Annotated in this window: 17 protein-coding genes; 4 read left to right on the top strand and 13 right to left on the bottom strand. The window is 69.4% G+C overall.

Annotated elements, in window-relative coordinates:
• The first annotated feature begins 136 nt into the window (after nucleotides 1-136).
• The gene (locus ACWF7A_RS13350) at nucleotides 137-1,273 is read left to right on the top strand and encodes a tryptophan dimethylallyltransferase family protein (protein WP_452250703.1); all 1,137 of its coding nucleotides are present in this window, start codon (nucleotides 137-139) and stop codon (nucleotides 1,271-1,273) included.
• A gap of 145 nt (nucleotides 1,274-1,418) precedes the next feature.
• The gene (locus ACWF7A_RS13345) at nucleotides 1,419-2,780 is read left to right on the top strand and encodes a tryptophanase (protein WP_452250702.1); all 1,362 of its coding nucleotides are present in this window, start codon (nucleotides 1,419-1,421) and stop codon (nucleotides 2,778-2,780) included.
• 52 nt (nucleotides 2,781-2,832) lie between these two features.
• On the opposite strand, the gene ACWF7A_RS13340 is transcribed toward ACWF7A_RS13345, so the two are convergent.
• From ACWF7A_RS13340 to ACWF7A_RS13310, 7 genes are all read right to left on the bottom strand, one after another.
• A complete protein-coding gene (locus ACWF7A_RS13340) occupies nucleotides 2,833-3,441 on the bottom strand; it encodes a GTP-binding protein (RefSeq protein ID WP_452250701.1) in 609 nt (202 codons plus the stop codon).
• Nucleotides 3,422-3,799, bottom strand: coding sequence for a DUF742 domain-containing protein (locus tag ACWF7A_RS13335; protein WP_452250700.1), 378 nt, complete (start codon nucleotides 3,797-3,799; stop codon nucleotides 3,422-3,424). Before ACWF7A_RS13335 ends, ACWF7A_RS13340 begins: the two co-directional genes overlap by 20 nt.
• Nucleotides 3,796-4,233: a roadblock/LC7 domain-containing protein gene (locus ACWF7A_RS13330; protein ID WP_030475700.1), complete on the bottom strand. Its 438-nt coding sequence runs from the start codon at nucleotides 4,231-4,233 to the stop codon at nucleotides 3,796-3,798. The genes ACWF7A_RS13335 and ACWF7A_RS13330 overlap by 4 nt, the downstream gene beginning before the upstream one ends.
• Nucleotides 4,234-4,259: 26 nt before the next feature.
• Nucleotides 4,260-6,656: a nitrate- and nitrite sensing domain-containing protein gene (locus ACWF7A_RS13325; protein ID WP_452250699.1), complete on the bottom strand. Its 2,397-nt coding sequence runs from the start codon at nucleotides 6,654-6,656 to the stop codon at nucleotides 4,260-4,262.
• 889 nt (nucleotides 6,657-7,545) lie between these two features.
• Nucleotides 7,546-8,532, bottom strand: coding sequence for a hypothetical protein (locus ACWF7A_RS13320; protein ID WP_452250698.1), 987 nt, complete (start codon nucleotides 8,530-8,532; stop codon nucleotides 7,546-7,548).
• 52 nt (nucleotides 8,533-8,584) lie between these two features.
• Nucleotides 8,585-9,589 carry a hypothetical protein gene (locus ACWF7A_RS13315; protein WP_452250697.1) on the bottom strand — a complete coding sequence of 335 codons (1,005 nt, stop codon included), beginning with the start codon at nucleotides 9,587-9,589 and terminating at the stop codon, nucleotides 8,585-8,587.
• A 12-nt stretch (nucleotides 9,590-9,601) separates the two neighbouring features.
• Nucleotides 9,602-10,105: a hypothetical protein gene (locus ACWF7A_RS13310; protein WP_452250696.1), complete on the bottom strand. Its 504-nt coding sequence runs from the start codon at nucleotides 10,103-10,105 to the stop codon at nucleotides 9,602-9,604.
• Nucleotides 10,106-10,342: 237 nt separating this feature from the next.
• Here ACWF7A_RS13310 and ACWF7A_RS13305 point away from each other — a divergent pair, with 237 nt between their 5' ends.
• Complete coding sequence (locus tag ACWF7A_RS13305) at nucleotides 10,343-10,774, top strand: helix-turn-helix domain-containing protein (protein WP_452250695.1); 432 nt, start codon at nucleotides 10,343-10,345, stop codon at nucleotides 10,772-10,774.
• Here ACWF7A_RS13305 and ACWF7A_RS13300 read toward each other — a convergent pair.
• From ACWF7A_RS13300 to ACWF7A_RS13280, 5 genes are read right to left on the bottom strand one after another with little or no spacing between them, the layout of a single operon-like run.
• Nucleotides 10,728-11,825: an MAB_1171c family putative transporter gene (locus ACWF7A_RS13300; protein WP_452250694.1), complete on the bottom strand. Its 1,098-nt coding sequence runs from the start codon at nucleotides 11,823-11,825 to the stop codon at nucleotides 10,728-10,730. The two genes, ACWF7A_RS13305 and ACWF7A_RS13300, sit on opposite strands and share 47 nt — an antisense overlap.
• Nucleotides 11,818-12,324, bottom strand: a complete 507-nt coding sequence (locus ACWF7A_RS13295) for a hypothetical protein (RefSeq protein WP_452250693.1) — start codon at nucleotides 12,322-12,324, stop codon at nucleotides 11,818-11,820. The genes ACWF7A_RS13300 and ACWF7A_RS13295 overlap by 8 nt, the downstream gene beginning before the upstream one ends.
• Nucleotides 12,325-12,358: 34 nt before the next feature.
• Nucleotides 12,359-13,384 (bottom strand): NAD(P)-dependent alcohol dehydrogenase, encoded by a 1,026-nt coding sequence (locus ACWF7A_RS13290; RefSeq protein WP_452250692.1) that lies wholly within the window; start codon nucleotides 13,382-13,384, stop codon nucleotides 12,359-12,361.
• A complete protein-coding gene (locus tag ACWF7A_RS13285; protein WP_452250691.1) occupies nucleotides 13,381-14,037 on the bottom strand; it encodes an iron-sulfur cluster assembly protein in 657 nt (218 codons plus the stop codon). The genes ACWF7A_RS13290 and ACWF7A_RS13285 overlap by 4 nt, the downstream gene beginning before the upstream one ends.
• A complete protein-coding gene (locus ACWF7A_RS13280) occupies nucleotides 14,034-15,047 on the bottom strand; it encodes an amidohydrolase family protein (RefSeq protein WP_452250690.1) in 1,014 nt (337 codons plus the stop codon). The genes ACWF7A_RS13285 and ACWF7A_RS13280 overlap by 4 nt, the downstream gene beginning before the upstream one ends.
• A 150-nt stretch (nucleotides 15,048-15,197) precedes the next feature.
• On the opposite strand from ACWF7A_RS13280, the gene ACWF7A_RS13275 reads away from it, so the two are divergent.
• Nucleotides 15,198-16,598 (top strand): helix-turn-helix domain-containing protein, encoded by a 1,401-nt coding sequence (locus ACWF7A_RS13275; protein WP_452250689.1) that lies wholly within the window; start codon nucleotides 15,198-15,200, stop codon nucleotides 16,596-16,598.
• Here the strand turns inward: ACWF7A_RS13275 and ACWF7A_RS13270 are convergent.
• Nucleotides 16,585-17,661, bottom strand: a complete 1,077-nt coding sequence (locus tag ACWF7A_RS13270; protein WP_452250688.1) for a serine hydrolase domain-containing protein — start codon at nucleotides 17,659-17,661, stop codon at nucleotides 16,585-16,587. The two genes, ACWF7A_RS13275 and ACWF7A_RS13270, sit on opposite strands and share 14 nt — an antisense overlap.
• Nucleotides 17,662-17,675: the final 14 nt, after the last annotated feature.

The raw sequence follows: 17,675 nt of genomic DNA, 5'->3' as shown, positions 1-17,675 counted from the left end.
CGATAACGGTCAAGTCAATAGACCGCATGGTGCAATCTTCATCACAGTCCAGAGTGTCGCACGCAACCCCCTTGGCTCTTGACCTGGGCATGTGGCTGGTTGAGAGAATTCACTTCGCGATTCCACCCCGTCAGGATTGCGACCCGATCGATTCCCGGCCGATCAGGAGTGCCCCATCTTGAGCGCGCCAGCCGTCTCGCTGCACGATTTCGCCATCGGACAACTTCACAACCTCCTGCGCGCCGTCGGTTTAGCCGGCTCCGCTAATACGGCGACAAAACTGCTGGGTGAGGCATTAGGACCGGGTTCCCGGCTGCCCCTGTCCCCCACTCCGCATTGGCCGTCATTCGTCGCCGACGACCACTCCCCGGTCGAATTCTCGGTGGCTTTGGCCCAAAACGAGCGCCCCGCCGTGCGGATGATCGTCGAGTCGCTCGCCGAGCAGCCCGGCAGCCGGGCCAACCTCGCCACCGCGCTCGAGGTGCTCGACCGGCTGGTGCGGGAGCACGGCTTGAGACGGGACAAGTTCGACCTGGTGCGCGACCTGTTCCTGCCGGAGGACCCGCAGGGCGCCTTCGCGTTCTGGTACGCGTTGATCGTCCAGCCCTCGGGCGCGCCCGCGATCAAGGTGTACCTCAACCCCGACGTGCGCGGGCCCGCGCACGGCACGGACCTCGTCACCGAGGCGTTGTCACGGCTCGGTCTGAGCACTGCGCTCCCGGCCATCACCGAGCACGGCCTGCGGCGCGAGGGGCTCGACAGGTTCTCCTTCTTCGCCCTCGACCTCATGGACGAGAACCGGGCGCGCGTGAAGACGTACGTGTCGCACGACGACGCGATGGTCTCGGACGTGGTGCACGCCGCCGCGGTGGCCCCCGACGTCGATCCGGAGCTCCTGGCGGACGTCTGCGCGCTCGCGTGCGGTGGCACCGGCCCGTTCACCCGACGCCCGATGATGTCGAGCTACACGTTCATGGCGGGCGACACGGACCGGCCGAGCGGCTACTCGCTCTACATGCCGCTGCGCGACTACGTCGAGGACGACCTGGAGGCCTGCGAGCGCGTGCTGGCGATCATGGCCCGCTGCGGGCTCGACACGGCGCCGTTCGTGATGGCGCTCGCCAGCCTCGTGCGCCGGCCGCTGAGCGACGGGGTGGGACTGATCGCCCACGTGTCGCTGCGGCTCGGCAGACCGAAGCCGGGAGTGTCGGTCTACCTGTCCTCGGAGGCGTACGACGTCACGCCACCGCGCAGCAAAGCCCTTCTCGTCTAGGGCTGTGTCGAAGTCCGGTTCACGACAGCCGGGCCCGAGGCGGCCCCTGGCGGCACGGACGGACCAGGAACCACCTCAAGCGCAGCTCTCATCGAACCGGACTTCGACACAGCCCCGACCGCAGCACCCCAGAAAGGCCACCGCCGTGGAGCCGTACCGCATCAAGGTCGTCGAACCCATCCCCATCACCACCCGCGACTACCGGGAACGCCGCTACGCCGAGGCCGGGTACAACCAGTTCAACCTGACTGCGGACGACGTCACGATCGACCTGCTGAGCGACTCCGGCACCGGCGCGTTGTCCGCGGAACAGCAGGCCGCCGGCATGCGCGGGGACGAGACCTACGCCGGAGCCCGGTCCTGGTTCCGGTTCCGCGAGGTCGCCGAGGAGCTGACCGGGTACCAGCACATCTTCCCCGTGCACCAGGGCCGTGCGGCCGAGCGCATCCTGTTCGGCGCGCTGCTGAAGCCGGGGCAGCTCTCGGTCGGCAACACCCACTTCGACACCACGCGCGCGAACGTCGAACTGGCGGGCGGCGTGGTGCGGGACCTGCCGTCCCCGGCGGCCGCAGACCTCGACAGCGACGCGGACTTCAAGGGCGACATCGACCTTGTCGCGCTCGAAGCCGTGCTGGACGGGCCGGAGGACGTCGGCCTGGTGCTCATGACGATCACCAACAACGGCGGTGGCGGGCAGCCGGTCTCGATGGCGAACCTCGAGGCCGTGAGCGCGTTGTGCCGCCGGTTCGGGGTGCCGTTCTTCCTGGACGCGGCGCGGTTCGCGGAGAACGCGTGGCTGGTGACGCAGCGGGAGGAGAAGTACCGCGGCCGCAGCCCGCGCGAGGTCGCGAAGCTCGCGTTCCGCCTCGCGGACGGCTGCGTGGTGAGCCTGAAGAAGGACGGCATCGTCCACATCGGAGGGATGCTCGCGCTGCAGGACACCGATCTGGCCAAGCAGTGCGAGCTCCTGCTGATCGCCACCGAGGGCTTCCGCACCTACGGCGGGCTTTCCGGGCGCGACCTGGACATGTGCGCGCAGGGTCTGATCGAGGTGACCGACCCGCTGTACCTGCGCGAGCGGGCCGACGCCACCGCGTACCTGGCCGAGTGCGCGCGTCAGGCCGGTGTGGACAGTGTCCGCCCGGCCGGGGTGCACGCGGTGTACCTCAACGCGGGCAGGCTGCTGCCGCACATCCCGTCGAGCCGGTTCACCGGCCACGCCCTCGCGTCGGAGCTGTATCTCGCGGGCGGGATCCGTTGTGCCGAACTGGGTTCGCTCTACCTCGGCGAGATCGACGAGTCCGGTGAGCTGCTCACGCCGGCACCGTTCGAGCTGGTGCGGCTCGCGATCCCGCGGCGGGTCTACACGCGCAGCCACCTGGAGTACGTGGCCGAGACGCTCGCGGGCATCGCCAAGAACCCCGAGCAGGTGCCCGGTTACCGGCTCACGGAGGCACCGGTGATGCTGCGGCCGTTCCGCTGCCGGCTGGAGCAGGTCAGGTCCTGAGAAACGTGGAAGCCCTTGGCGGACAACGCCAAGGGCTTCACGGGAGCGTGGCTCAGGCCATCACGTCGAGCCGGTTCATCGCGTGCTCGATGACGGAGACGAGCACCTTCTTGCACGACTCGCGGTCGCGCGCGTCGCACAGCAGCAGCGGCACCGACTCGGAGACGTCGAGCGCCACGCGCATCTCCTCCGCCGTGTAGGAGTGGCTGCCCTGGAAGCAGTTCACCGCCACCACGAACGGGATGCCGCGGCGCTCGAAGAAGTCGATCGCGCCGAAGCCCGCGTCGAGCCTGCGGGTGTCGACCAGGACGACGGCGCCGATCGAGCCGATCGCCAGCTCGTCCCACAGGAACCAGAAGCGGTCCTGGCCCGGTGTGCCGAAGAGGTAGAGCACCAGCTCGGGATTGATCGTGATGCGGCCGAAGTCCAGGGCGACCGTGGTGGTGGTCTTGCCCTCGACGCCGTAGAGGTCGTCGATCTCCTCGCCTGCCTCGGTGAGGAGCTCCTCGGTCCGCAGCGGGGTGATCTCGCTGACCGCGCCGACCATCGTCGTCTTGCCGACGCCGAAGCCACCGGCGACGACGATCTTGACCGACGAGGGGACGAGGAGTTCTTCCTTGCCCCGCCCGGAATCCGGGCGGTCAGATTGCACGGACACCATCGAGCACCTTCTGGAGTAGGTTCATGTCGACCGGGGCCACCGTGGTGGCCGGGCCGCTGGTGATGACGTCACCGCGCTGGATGAGGTCGCTCAGGAGCACCTTCACCACGACGAGCGGTGCGTGCAGGTAGGCGGCGACCTCCGCGACGGAAAGCGGCTTCCGGCAGAGTTTGATGATCTCCAGGTGCTCCACCGAGAGCGCGCCCTGGTCCGTCGTCGTGCGCAGCGCCCGGACCTGGGTCGTCAGGGTCAGGTCCTCGCCGGCGGGCTTGGGCCTGGTGCGGCCGCTGACCATCGCGTAGGGGCGGACCATGGGGCCCGCCGCCTCGTCGTACCACCAGTCGGAGGAGTTGCTCATGACAAGCCGAGGGGGTTCGGCATCCTGGGCGACGCCAGTGTTCTCGGCGCGGACGACAGGTACGCGCCGACGCGCTTCACGAGCATGTTCATCTCGTACGCGATCATGCCCATGTCGGCGTCCTCGTCACCCACCACCGCGAGACAGGCTCCCTGCCCCGCCGCGGTGACGAACAGGTGCGCGCGCTCCATCTCCACGATGGTCTGGCGGACCTGTCCACCCCCGAAGTGCCGTCCTGTGCCCCGGGCGAGGCTCTGGAACGCGGACGCCATCGCCGAGAGGTGGTCGGAGTCGTCCTTGGACAGCTCGGGAGAGTGGGCGAGCAGCAGGCCGTCCGCGGAGAGCACCACCGCGTGCCGGGCACCGACCACTCTCGCGACGAGGTCCTCCAGCAGCCAGTTGAGCTCGGGGTGCCCGCCGGTCAGGTCGTCCACGGAAATAGCCCTTTCAGTATTCGTGATCACGGTTCCACGACGTCGTCCGCCTGGCGGGCGTCACGCGTGCCCCGCTGGAAGGCGGACATGCCGTCGCGGGTGCGTTCCGCCCGTTCCTCGGGGTTGAACTCCGCGAGTTCGGGCATCGGCCGGAGTTCGTCGTTGGCCAGCTGTGGTACAAGGTGCTGCTGCCGCCTCCGGCGCGGCAGCTCCGGCCGTGCGTTCTGACGCGTCGTCGCCTCACCTTCCGCCGGGTCGTCGGTCGGCCACGTGCCGCCCAGGCGGTCGTCCCGGGGCAGCTCGATCTGCCCGCTGTTGCTGTCCAGATCCCTTTCCGGGTCTGGGCTCCGGCCGTTTCCCACTGCCCTCCCGGCCCAGAACTCGTCCAGCTGGAAGGTTTCGGTGGGCCTCTCGGCGGGCAGGGAGTCGTGCGTCAGCTCGCCCTGCATCGGCACGGCGGCCCCGAGGGCCTCCGGCGAACGCGAGGCCTGCTGCATCGTCTGCTGGCGGAACGTCGGCTTGGGCATCTGCACGGAGTCCGCGGGGTCGACCGCGCCCGCCTCACCGACGATCAGCTCGGACGGGATCAGGACCAGCGCGATGGTGCCGCCGGACGGGCAGTCGCGCAGCTCGACGTGGACGTGGCGGCGCGCGGCGAGCCGGGCGACGACGAACAGGCCCAGGCGGGACTCGCCGCGCAGCCTCATCGCCTCGAAGTCCGGCGGTGCCTCCAGCATCTTGTTGTGCTGCTCGCGGTCCTCCGGCTTGATTCCGAGGCCGTGGTCCTCGATCTCGATGACGAGGCCCTGCGGCACCTCGCTGCTGTGGATCTCGACCTGCGAGCGCGGCGACGAGAACGACGTCGCGTTGTCGACGAGCTCGGCGATCAGGTGGATGGTGTCCGCGACGGCGGCGCCGACCAGCGCGACCTCCGGCACCGGGTGCACCTTCACGCGGGCGTACTGCTCGGTCTCCGCGACGGCGGCGCGCACGACGTCGAGCATGCGCACGGGCTTGCGCCACTGCCGGCCCGGCTGCTCACCGGTGAGGATGATCAGGTTCTCGGCGTTGCGGCGCGCGCGGGTGGCGAGGTGGTCGAGCTGGAAGAACGCGTCGAGGTGGTCCGGGTTCTCCTCCTCGCGCTCCAGCTTGTCGAGGATCTTGAGCTGGCGGTGCACCAGGCCCTGGTTGCGGCGCGCGATGTCGAGGAAGACCCGGTTCACGCCTTCGCGCGTCTGCGACTCCTTCACGGCCGCGGCGACGGCGGTGTACTGCGCGGCGTTGAACGCGTCGGCCACCTGGCCGATCTCGTCGTTGCCGTAGTCGAGCGCGGGGACCTCGGCGGCGACGTCGACGTGCTTGCCGTCCCGCAGCCGCTCGACGATGCTCGGCAGCCGTTCGTGGGCGAGCTTGAGCGAGTCGCTCTTCAGGCTGATCAGGCGGACGATCAACGCCTTGTTGACGAGGCGGTTCGACACGCGCACCGCGACGAAGATGCCGGCGATGACGGCGATCAGGGCGATCAGGCTGCCGATCAGAACGGTGGTGAACTTCTCCTTGCCGTTCGCCATGGCGGTGTTCACGGCGCCGGTCGACTGCTCCTGCACCAGCGTGGTGAGCTCGGCCGACACGGCCCGGCTGGTGTTCTCCCAGTCCGTCAGCGAGACCTGCTGGCCGATGGCCCGTTCCGCGTTCTGCAGCAGGCGGTTCTCGAGGCCGACCAGCTGCTGGTACGGCGCGCTGCCGGTGAGCTGCTTGTAGTGGTCGCGCACGTTCTGCAGGGCGGTGGGCTCGATGACGTTGAGCGTGAAGTGGTACGCGCCGACGAGCTGGACGAACTCGCGGTGCTCCTCGGGCGTGAACTTGCCGGCCGCGATGGCACCGGCCGCGATCGAGCTGGACCGCGAGGCCGCGTCGGAGGCCTGGAAGTACTGCACCGCGCCGATCGCGCCCTGGACGGTCTCGGCGTCGGGCACCACGCGGGCCTGCGTGCCGAACAGCGAGCCACCGGCGTCGAGCACGCTGTTGTAGTACCGGTAGACCTCGTCCTTGGACGAGTTGCCGGTCTCCAGCCGCTCGCGCTGGTCGGGCAGCTGCTCCAGCAGCCCGTTGAGCTTGTTGATGCCGTCGACGATCTCCTGCGGCGCCTGGGAGGCGAGCTCCGCGAACGCCGACTTCATCTTCTCGACGTCCTTGTCGGTGTCCTGCTGCTGCTTGAGCAACGCCGACGCGTTCGCACCGGGACGGCTCAGGCTCGTCATGCTGAGCTCGCGTTCCTTCTGCAGCGACGCGAAGGACTGGACGGCGGGGATCGACGCGTCCCGCACACCGGAGGCGACCAGCTGGAGGTAGAGCCCCTCGAACACCGTGTAGGACGAGAACAGCGCCCACATGGCCAGAAGGACGACGCTGGGAACCACCACGACACCAGTGAGCCGAGAACGAATTGTCTTGTAATTCGTCTCAGGCACGTTCTTCAGCTTCACAACGCTCCACGACCACCCGAATTGGCGACGGAAAGATAACACCACATGATCAACACGATCAACAGCGATGATCTTGAGGGGGTGAGAGCAGAGTACTCAGTCGGATGCGCAACGCAACACCCCCGAACCCAGGATCGCTCTCGCTCGTTGAGATGGATGAACACGCACTCGCAGGCCAGGGCTGGTCAAGGCGACCGAGCGGGCGAAAGGATGCCTAGCTGGGCTTTTGGCAACAGAACTGTGGAAACGCAGTGGCTATTCAGCATGAACTTGACAAGGACGCACGGGGTCTTCTACGCGGGCGCGGAGCGCAACCAAGTGTCGCTATCCGTCACCAGCACTTATTCCGAAATTCGCATGACGATCAAGGCGGGCCGCGGTGATCGACTCCGGTCATTCCTGGGCCGTGATCAGTGAGACCGGCCTCGCGCACATCATCAAGATCGCGTCAATTCCGCTGGTCATGGCCATGACGAGGACGACACGGCCACGATCAACGCGAGCAGCGCCCAGGCACCTGCACCGCGATGACGCCGATCGCGGCCCCGACGGAACCGCCGATGCCGGCCAATCCCGCGCCGGCCCCCACGCGTCCGAGCCGAGGCCGAGGAGCGCACCACCACAGTGGCCTCCGCCACAGCTGCCCGAGTTCACGACGGCCATCAGCGCGCAGCGCTCGACCAAACCCATCGGCGCACTAAGCAACTACACGTTTTCTGTCTGATTTCAGTCCGCAAGCGTCCTCACGCGATCCGTTCCGCGACAACACGGGCGCTTTGTTCTGCCACCACCTCCGCGACGGTGAGAACCAGCGGGTTTCCTTCCGTCAGCGATACGACCGCTCGCCGCGTTCCGCCCGTGACTGTTCGATGCGCTGCTCCAGATCCGCGAACCACTGCCGGCCATCGGTGCCGCAGCTGTCCCGGATCTCGTGCTTGAGCTCGTGGGTGTTGGCGTTGAGCGTGCGGACCTGCTCCAGCCCGTGGTCGACCTGCGTCCGCAACTCTCCCCGCGACCTCTCCAGGTGTGCCGCGGCCGCCCGCATCTCGATCCGGGCCTGCCTGCTCACCATCAGCTGACGCGGTGCGACCCGTGCCCGCCGGGCCAGGAACGACATGGTGCGCAGGGAGGCCTGCGTGGACTCGTAGTTGAGGTGCGCGGTGTCGGCGCACTGGTAGGACTCGCGGTGGAAGAGGCGCAGAGCGTGGAACTTCACCTCGCCGTCGGCCGTGTTCCTCGCCCGCAGCTTCACGAGCCGTGCCTGCACCCGCTCGGCCTGGCGGCGCACCTTGGCGTTCTCGGCCCGGACGCGTACCAGCGCGCGGTCCGCCTCCGCCGCGGCGCTGCGGACCTCCTCGACGGTGACTCTGCGGGCGCGGCGGTCCCAGAGCCTCATCATCACCAGGACGAGCACCGCGGCCGTTGCCGCGCTGCCGAAGAGCGAGGTGCCGTCGTCGACGACGTGGTCGCCGGGCAGGGACGGCTTCTTGCCCAGGAACACGTAGGTGTTCACAGCGGCCAGCAGCACGAGGCCGCGCACGAGCAGGCCGGACCAGCGCTTCAGCGGTGGCGAGCCGCGCAGGCGGCCGTTGCGGTGCAAGGCGAACCTGGTCAGCACCATCGACAAGGGCACCGCCGCCAGCGAGCCCCAGAGCCACTCGTGGAGGTGGACCGCGTGTTCGGGGACGCCGTCGACGACGATGCGCGCCGCGACCGCCGGTGCCGCCAGGACGATCGCCGTCGGCATGGCGAGGAACAGGACGAAGAACGCGATCGCGCAGCCACTGCCACCACCGCGCTGGTTGCGGCTCACCGGCGCCGCCCGTCCGACAACGTCACTGCTCTCTCCTTGGTGTGCGAGGGCTTCAGTGCAGCGGGCTCTCGCCGCGTGCCGCCCGTGCCTCGTCGATGCGCGTTTCGAGCTCGGCGTACCACTGCTGTCCCTGCGGCCCGCAGGTGTCGCGGATCTCGTACTTGAGGTCGGCGGTGCCGATGTTGAGACCGCGGACCGCGTTCAGCCCCTGGTCGACGTCCACTTTCAGCACGTCCCGCTGCCCTTCCAGGTGCGCGGCCAGTGCCTGCATGTCCTCGTGGACGCCTTCGCGCCTCAACCGCGTGGACGCCTTCCGCGTTCGCCGGACCAGGTACTCGACCCTGTGCATGGACGTCTGCGCGGACTCGTACCTGCCGTACTCGAGGTCGGCGCACTGGTAGGACTCGCGGTGGAAGCCGCACAGGGCCGGGAACTCCAGCCCCGATCCCCTGTGCGCGGGACCGCCCGCCCGCATCATCCGCAGGCGCGTGCGCACCTGTTCCGTCTGCTGCGCCACCCGCTGGTTCGCGGCCCTGACCTCGGCTGTGACGGCGTCGACCTCCCGGACCGCCCGGCGCAGGTTGCCCCGCGTCGGCAGCCGCCAGGAATGCCTGTCCCACGCCCTCGTCACGATCAGCACGACGATCGCGGTCAGGCCCGACTTCCAGATGGCCGGCCAGACGTGGCCGGTGATCACCTCGGACGGGCGGCCGAGCGGCCCGTCGAGCGCGAGCGCCTGATAGGCGACGAAGTTCACGGCGCAGAGCAGCACCACGGCCCGCAGCAGGATCCCGAGCCAGCGCCGCGGCCAGGTCGTGTGGCGGCGCAGCCGTCCGTCGCGGTGCAGCACGCACCGGATCAGGACCATCGCCAACGGCACGGAGAGGGCCGTGCCCCAGAGGTTGTCGGTCAGCCGGTGCGCCTGGTCCGCCCGGTCGCCGACCAGGATGTGCGCCACGGCCGCGGCCGACAGCAGGTACCGGACCAGCAACCACGCGAGGACCGGGGTGATCAGCAGGAGGCCGCACCCGAGCGCGCTCCTGTCGTTCTTCGCCACGACCCGGTACCCCTACCGCCGGCCCCGGCCGCGCCGCCGCTCGACTCCCGCCGCGGCGGCGACGTTCCGCGCGCCCCCGCCGTTGAGGACCTTGTCGACGACCGCCGTGACGTCGTCGCCGAGTTCCTTGTGCTGCTGGACGAGCAGGGTGGTGAGGCGCTCGGTGAGGTCGATGTACATCTGGCGTTCTTCCAGTGCCAGCCCCGGTTTCACCGCCTTGCGCTGCATCTCCAGCAGGCACTCGCGCATCGCCACGGCGTTCTTCTCCACGCCGCCGAGGTGCTTGCGCGCGTGGCGCAGCGTGGCGGACGACTCCTGGCGGCGCTGGTCCAGCAGCGCGAGGACGATCTCCTTGCGCTCCGAGGACTCCGACTCGACCCGCCGCATCTCGGTGGTGAGCGCGTACGACTCGGCGATGTACTGCCCGAGGGGCCCGAGCGGGCGCAAAGTCCTGGCGACACGGGACACCGTCTCGCTGAAGCGGACGTCGTCGCCCTGGATCGTGACCAAACCCATGGCCCGTTCATCCGCGAGGTCCGGCGGGACGTTACAGCCCGAACGAGTCGCTCAGGGGGGCCACGCCACCCCCAGTGGCGTGGCCCCGCCTCACTCTTTGACTGACGTGGAGAGCGTGTTGCGCTGATTCACCCCAGTTGAAGCGAGGTAAGTTAAACCCGGTCCACCCCGGGCCGTCAACCGGTGTGAATGTCACACTTTTCGGATTCACGCCAGTCAAAACGCGAGGTGGGTGGGATGACCGACCGCGAGAAGCCCGACAGCCACACCCTGGCCGCGCGGCTGGACCACCTGTTCCGCTCCATCCGGGCGTCCGAGCAGCGCGAGTACAGCAACGAGGACGTCGCCGAGGCCATCACCCGCGACCAGGGCGTGACGATCTCCGCGTCCTACCTCTGGTACCTGCGCACCGGGCAGCGGGACAACCCGACCCTCAAGCACCTCACCGCGCTCGCGACGTTCTTCGGGGTGCCGGCCGCCTACTTCTTCGACGACACGGTGCGCGAGCAAGTGGAGAGCGAGATCGCGCTGGTCACGGCACTGAAGGACAACGGTGTGCGGGAGGTCGCGATGCGGGCGTCCGGGCTCTCGGACAAGAGCCTGGACACGATCACCGAGATCATCAACCGCGTGCGCGAGCTGGAGGGCCTGCCGCCGAAAGAGTCCTGAAGTCGCGCGCGAGCTCGGTCAGCCCGGCGACGTCGAGCGCGGGCAGGCTCGCCGGACCGGCCTCGACGGGTTCGTCCCTGGCCTTCGCCCGCAGTGCCGCCGCCAGCGCGGCCGCCTCGCCGTCCCGCGAGGCGATCCGGGTGTCCCAGTAGGCCCGCAGCGCGAGCCGTCCGTCCAGGATCTCGATGACGCACCGGTAGACGCGCAGGTCGATCGGCACGCGCTCCTCCGGCGCCACGAGCGCGATCTCCGGCATCACGTCGTAGCAGGCCCGCCACAACGGCAGGAGCTCGCGATACCGTCGGTGCTGCCGCCGCCGTTCCGAGGCACGGGCGATCCGCGGCCCCCACAGGTACGCCGTCAGGCCCGCCACGAAGAACACCAGGACGAGACCGCCCAGCGACGTCGACACGGCGCCCTCCCACCAGGGCGGCTGCAGGTCGAGGCGGGACGCCAGGGCGTACGCGGCCTTGTGCGCGGCGTAGGCGAACCCGATCAGGCTGGCGACCGACCACAGGCGCAGGGCGAACCTCATCGGCCCGTCGGCCGCGGCGCCCGCGAACTGCCTCGTGAGCCGGAAGACGTCGACCAGCACGAACGCCATGTAACCGAGGTAGACGAGCAGGTACTCCGTCACGAACGGCGCCTTGGCGTACGCGCCGACGAAGTCCTCCGCGTCGTTGCCGGGGTTCGCCAGCCAGAACAGCACGATCATCGAGCCGAGGGCGACGACCGCCGTCCCCGCCCGCGCCACGATCCCGGTCCTCGACCGCGACCCGGAGTGCGCCACGAAGACGTTCAGCCAGAAGAGGCTGACCACGATGAGCCCGTGCTGCACCAGCCGGACCAGGCTCGCGCCCTCCGCGAGCACCGGGATCCGCAGGTAGAGCGGCGGCAACCCGACCGTGAACCCGAGCGCCAGGAAGAGCAGCGCGAGGCAGACGGCGGCGTTGCCGAAGCTCCGCGACGGCCGCCGCACCAGCAGCATCACCCGGTACGCCGTGCACGCCCAGAGCAGCAGCACGACGAGGATGTGGAACGCCCTAAGCACCGAGCACCTCCCGCAACCTCGCGAGCTCGGGATCGGGTTCGACCGGCGTCACGGTGCCCACGAGCTCGAAGTCCGCCCGCATGAGCACGAGCGTGGCGAACAGCTCGGCCTCCTGCTCGTGCTCGTTGCCGTAGCTGTCGCGGCACAGCAGCTGCCGCACCACCTTCGGGTCGAGGTTCGGCGCGAGCAGGCGCGCGGTCAGGTCGTCCAGCTCGGCGACCCCCGCGTGCTCGAACACCATGTGCCCGATCTCGTGCAGCACGATGTGCGCGCGGTGCGCCTCGCTCACGGACTCGTCGTAGAAGATGTAGTCGGCCTTCTTCGCCGACACCCACAGCCCGGACGGGTTGGAGGTGCGCGAAGTCAGCGCGAGCAGGTGAAGGGGCCTGCCGCGCTGCTCCGCCAGCCGTGCGCACAGCGCCGCGACGTCGAGCGGTGTGCCGATGCCCAGCCGCTGGATCTCCTTCTCGCAGCGCTTCCGCACCCGCACCAGGTCCACGAGGACGATCGTAGTGGGCCGCCCCGGCGTGGAATCAGGGCGTGAGGATCGCCCTGCCGCGCACCCGTCCCGCGTCCAGGTCGTCGATCGCGTCCTGGAACCGGTCGAGCGGGTACTTCTGGGTGTGCAGCGTGACCCTGCCCTGCGCCGCCAGCACCATCAGCTCGCACAGGTCGGTGTAGGAGCCGACGAGGTTGCCGATCAGGTTGATCTCGGTGGAGATGATGTCGATCGTGGGCACGTCGATGTTCTCGCCGTAGCCGACGACGTGGTAGTCGCCCGCCCTGCGCAGCATCGCCACGCCGTCCTTCGTCGCGCCGCCCTCGCCGACGAAGTCGATCACGGTCTCGGCGCCGTTCCCGCCGGTGAGGTCGAGGACGGCCGGGACGTGCGCGCCGTCCGCGACGACGCCGTGGTCGGCGCCGATGGTCTCGGCGAGCTTCACCGCGTCCGGGTTGCGGTCCACGACGACGATCTCCGCCGCGGTCAGCGCCTTGAGCACCTGCACGCCGATGTGGCCGAGGCCACCCGCGCCGATCACCACGCACCGGTCCCCCGGCCGCAGCCTGCGCGCCGCCTTGGCCGCCGCGTGGTACGCCGTGAGGCCCGCGTCCGCGAGTGCCGCCACGTCGGAGGGCTCCAGCGCGTCGTCGATCTTCACGACCGAACGCGCCGAGGTCTTCAGGTACTCCGCGTAGCCGCCGGCGGTGTCGATGCCGGGGAACTGCGAGGCGGTGCAGTGCACGTCGTCACCGCTGCGGCAGGCCCGGCACAGGCCGCACGTGATCAGCGGGTGCACGATCACCTTGTCGCCCTCCGCGACGTTCGTGACGGCCGCGCCGACCGCGTGCACCCAGCCCGCGTTCTCGTGGCCGATCGTGTACGGCAGGGTCACGCCGGACTTCTCCGCCCACTGCCCTTCCAGGATGTGCAGGTCCGTGCGGCAGACTCCGGCGCCGCCGATGCGCACGACGACGTCGAACGGACCGGTCACCTCGGGCTCTTGGACCTCGATGAGCTCCAACGGCTTGTGGTAGCCGACTACCTGCACGGCCCTCATGACGTTCCCTCCAGTGCGTAACGGGTGCGGAGCAGGCCGCGGCAGAAGTGCGCGTTGCCCTCGATGGAGATGCCGACCGACCTCGCGAACCGCAGGCGCAGCGGGAGGTCGCCCGGTGGCAGCGGTACGCCGTTGTCGTCGACCAGCACCAGTGCGTCCGGCGCGGTGTCGAAGCCGAGCGCGGACCGCCTGCGCCGCAACGCTTCCGTCGCCTTGGAAGCCGGTAGCTCCGCCAGCGTCAGAGACCTCAGGCGTTCCAGCGGCACGGAGCGCACGGCCCGTTCCATCGCCGCCGCGTGGGCCTTGCGCTGGAACGTGAGCCGCAGGTCCTCCAGCTCCCGGGACGCCTCGTCGCCGTACGTGCCGACGAACCCGGCGTCGGCGGCGACACCCCGGTTGATCACGTCCGAGTCGTGGTGGTCGTCCAGCACCACGAGCACGTGCCTCGCGAGGCCGCGCAGCACGTCCTTGGCGTCCGATGCCATGAGGTACGCGAAGTTCGGCGCGCAGAACGCCGTCGGAAGTCGCAAGTGGACGGTCAGGACGTCGCCGTCCAGCTCCACCGACCTGACGAACCCGAGCGTGGTGATCGGCTCGTCCAGCTCGGGGTCCATGACCTCGCCGAGCGCCTCGTACACGGCCGTGTCGATCATGCGACCGACACCGCCTCCTGCTCAACCGGGGCGAGGTCGAGACCGGCGGGCACCGGGATGTCGTACATGCGGGCCGCGTTGAGGCCGAGGATCTTCTTCTTCTGCGCCACGGTGAGCGGCGCGTACTCGGTCATGTCGGCGGGGATCTGGAAGTCGACGAACCGCTCGATCAGCCAGCGCGGCGTCCACAGCGCGTAGTCGCTGGAGAACTGGATGCGGTCCTCGTTCAGCCAGTACAGCAGCTCGCCGATGATCTGCGCGAAGTAGCGCGGCCGGGTGTGGATGAACGGCATCGCGACCGCGAGGCCCGCGTGCACGTTCGGCTCCTGCGTGGCGATCCAGCAGAAGTCCTCCAGCCGCGGCAGCCCGCAGTGCTCGATCACGAAGTTCAGCTCGGGGAAGTCCGTCGCCGCGTGGTCCACGTCCGCCACGTCGAACGCGTCGCGGTCGAGCGGCCGGATCGTCGGCCCCTTGTGGATGTGGATGTTCCTGATCCCCAGCTCCTGCGCGGTCTCCAGGTACCGGTAGTTCCACGGGTCGTTGAGCCGCCAGCCGCGCGAGTCGCCGTACCACTCGGCGGTGTAGAGCTTCACGCCCTTGAGCCCGAACCGTTCCGCGTCGCGCTTGAGCTCGTCGAGGCCCTGCTGCTCGCGGCGCGGGTCCCAGCAGTGGTTGTAGGTGAGCTTGTCCGGGTGCTTCGAGGTGAGCGCGAACGCCTCCTCCGTCTGCCCGAAACCGTTGTTGTAGAAGGCACCCAGGTGAGCGGGCTGGAAGATCGCGTGGTCCACGTACCCGTCGTCGAACAGGTCCTTCATCAGGCGTTCGCCGCCCTGGTACAGGTACTCCTCGTACGACCAGACCTCCTCCTCCGGCGAGAGGTTGCGGTGGTAGTCGTAGAAGCAGTCGATGAACTGCTTGCCGTGGATGTTGCGCTGGTTCTCCGGGCGGGCGTCCCAGAGCGCGACGTGCGCGTCGACGATGAAGTAGCTCTCGCCGTCCTTCGAGTACATGGCCGCCTCCTGTGGTGGTTGGGACCGACCGTAGGAAGATCGCCGCAGCTCAGGGAGGTGCCCGGTGTCTCACTTTGAGACAGCCGGTACCCCTTCGCACGAACCTGGGAGTCGTACTCTGGGGTCCGGACGTGCGACGAGGAGGTCGACGTGGACGACCGGCGGCTGGCCGCGATCCCGCAGCGCCTGCGGGCGTCGTGGTTGCGCAGCGAGGGGTACGGCGTGCCCGAGGACGAGGTCCGGCCCGTCTTCACCGGCACGGTCGACACGACGTCGTTGTTCTACGAGTGCGGCCACGAGGTGCTGCGCGGGCTGCACGCCACGTTGTCCAACGAGCCCATCAGCCTGATGATCACCGACAGCGAGGGCCTGGTGCTGACCAGGCTGTGCACGGACCCGGCCATCGTCCGCTCGCTCGACCGCGTCTCCCTGGCACCCGGCTTCTACTTCGCCGAGACCAACGCGGGCACGAACGGCCTGGGCCTCGCCCTCGCCGACCGCACGGCGTCGCTGGTCAGGGCCGACGAGCACTACTGCACGGGCCTGCGCGGCTACACGTGCGCGGCGGTGCCGGTGCTCGACCCGCTCTCCGGCGCGCTGGCCGGCAGCGTGAACCTCACGACCTGGTCGGAGCAGTCGTCCGACCTGCTGCTCGCGCTGGCGCAGGCCGCGGCGGGCAACACGGCGGCGTTGATGCTGGCCCGCGCGTCCGGCCGCAAGGCCCGCCCGACACCGCGCGGCGAGGTGTTCCGCGTCTACGCCGACCGGGTGGAGCCGCCCCGGCTGTCCGCGGCGTGGACGTCCGCGGTGGCGACGGCGGTCGACGCGATGCGCAACGACCGGGTCGTGGCCGTCGTCGGTGAACCGGGAGCGGGCAAGACCGCGCTGGCCACCCTCGCGCGCCGCACGGTCCGTCCTCGCGAACGCCTGCTCAACGCCCGTCCACCGGCGCCGGACGACGTCGGCTCGTGGTTGCGGCTGTGGACCCCGGAGCTGGGCAAGGCCGACACCTGCGTCGTCGTCTCGGACGTGGACGCACTGCCCGCGTGGGCCGCGTCCTCCCTGGCCCCGCTGCTCACGGGGTTCGCCCTGACGGCGACCGAGGCGGTGCCCGAGGCGCTGGCCCCGCTGGTCGACGTGGTCGTGGAGGCACCGGCGTTGCGCTACCGCCCGGACGACGTCCTTCCGCTGGCGCACTACTTCGCGCACCGCGACCGAGGCCGTGAGGTCACGTTCACCTCGGCCGCCGTGCGCGCTTTGCTGTCCTACGAATGGCCGGAGAACACCCGGCAGCTGCGCCAGGTCGTGCGCGTCGCGGCCGCCCGGTCGGACGTCGTCGACGTGCAGCACCTGCCCGCCGAGGTGTTCACCAGCGTCGGCCACCGGCTGAGCAGGCTGCAGGCCCTGGAGCGCGACGAGATCGTGCGCTGCCTGACGGAGCCGGGCGCGACCATCGCACAGGCGTCCGCCGAGCTCGGCATCGGCCGGGCGACGATCTACCGCAAGATGGCGCAGTACGGCATCAGGGCGGACCAGCTCAGGGGCTGGTGACGGCGTTCGCGATGCGCAGCGTCATCTCCTGCTGCGTGGCGTCGCGCACGGTCGGCGTGAACGAGTAGGCGATGCGCCGCTGCTGGTCCCTGGTCGAGAACACGCCCGCCGCGTAGCCGTACCACTCCCCCGTCTTGCCCCACACCTCGACGCCGTTGATCGTGAAGGTCTGCAGACCCGTGGCGTACGACGCGGGCCGGCCGTCCACCATGGACACCTGAGGCAGCGTGAACATCTTCTCCAGCAACGCTTCCGGCAGGAGCCTTCCGCTGAAGAGCGCCTGGGAGAACCGGGTGAGGTCGCCGGTCGTGGAGACCATGTCGCCCTCGCCGTGAGCCCTCGACGTGCTGAAGTCGCTGACGTCGACCTTCTGCCCCGAGACGTCCAGGTAACCGTGGACGTGCGCACCGCGGATCCTCGTCTCGGTGCGGGCGGGGACGTAGGTCCTGGTGAGGCCGAGCGGCCGGGTGATGCGCTTCTCCACCTCCTGCGCCAGATCGCGGCCGGTGACCTTCTCGATCACCATCGTGGCGAGCAGGTAGTTGATGCCCCGGTACTCCTGCTTGGTGCCGGCGTCGAACTTGGGCCGCGTGGCGGGAACCAGCGCGCGGAGCTGCTCGGCCGTCCACTGGTCGTAGCGGTGCGCGAGGACCTTCTCCGGCGTGCTCAGGTCGGGGTAGCCGACCTCGTTGGGGATTCCGCTGGTGTGGTTCAGCAACTGCCCGACGGTCACCGGGTCGATCGTCTCCGGCAGGTCGGGGAAGTAGTGCCGCACCCTGGTGTCGAGGCTGAGCCTGCGTTCCGCCACCAGCTGCAGCGCCACCGTCGCCACGAACACCTTGGTGACGCTGCCGATCCGAAACCTGTCGTCCGGCCGGACGGCGCGTTGCTCGTCCGCCGTGCCTTCCGCGCCGTACCAGCGGCCGGCCGGGCCCGCCACCCGCAGCTGCGCCGACGTGACCACCGGGTGTTCGAGGTCGGCGATCGCCGCGTGCAGCAGTTCCGGTTGCAGCGGCGGCAAAGGAGTCACCGCGACCATCGCCGCGATCAGGAGTGATTTCATGATCACCACGATCT

The organism is Lentzea sp. NPDC055074 (assembly GCF_053608005.1).
Note: the sequence above shows the minus strand (reverse complement) of the source record. Positions and strands in the feature narration are given on the sequence as shown.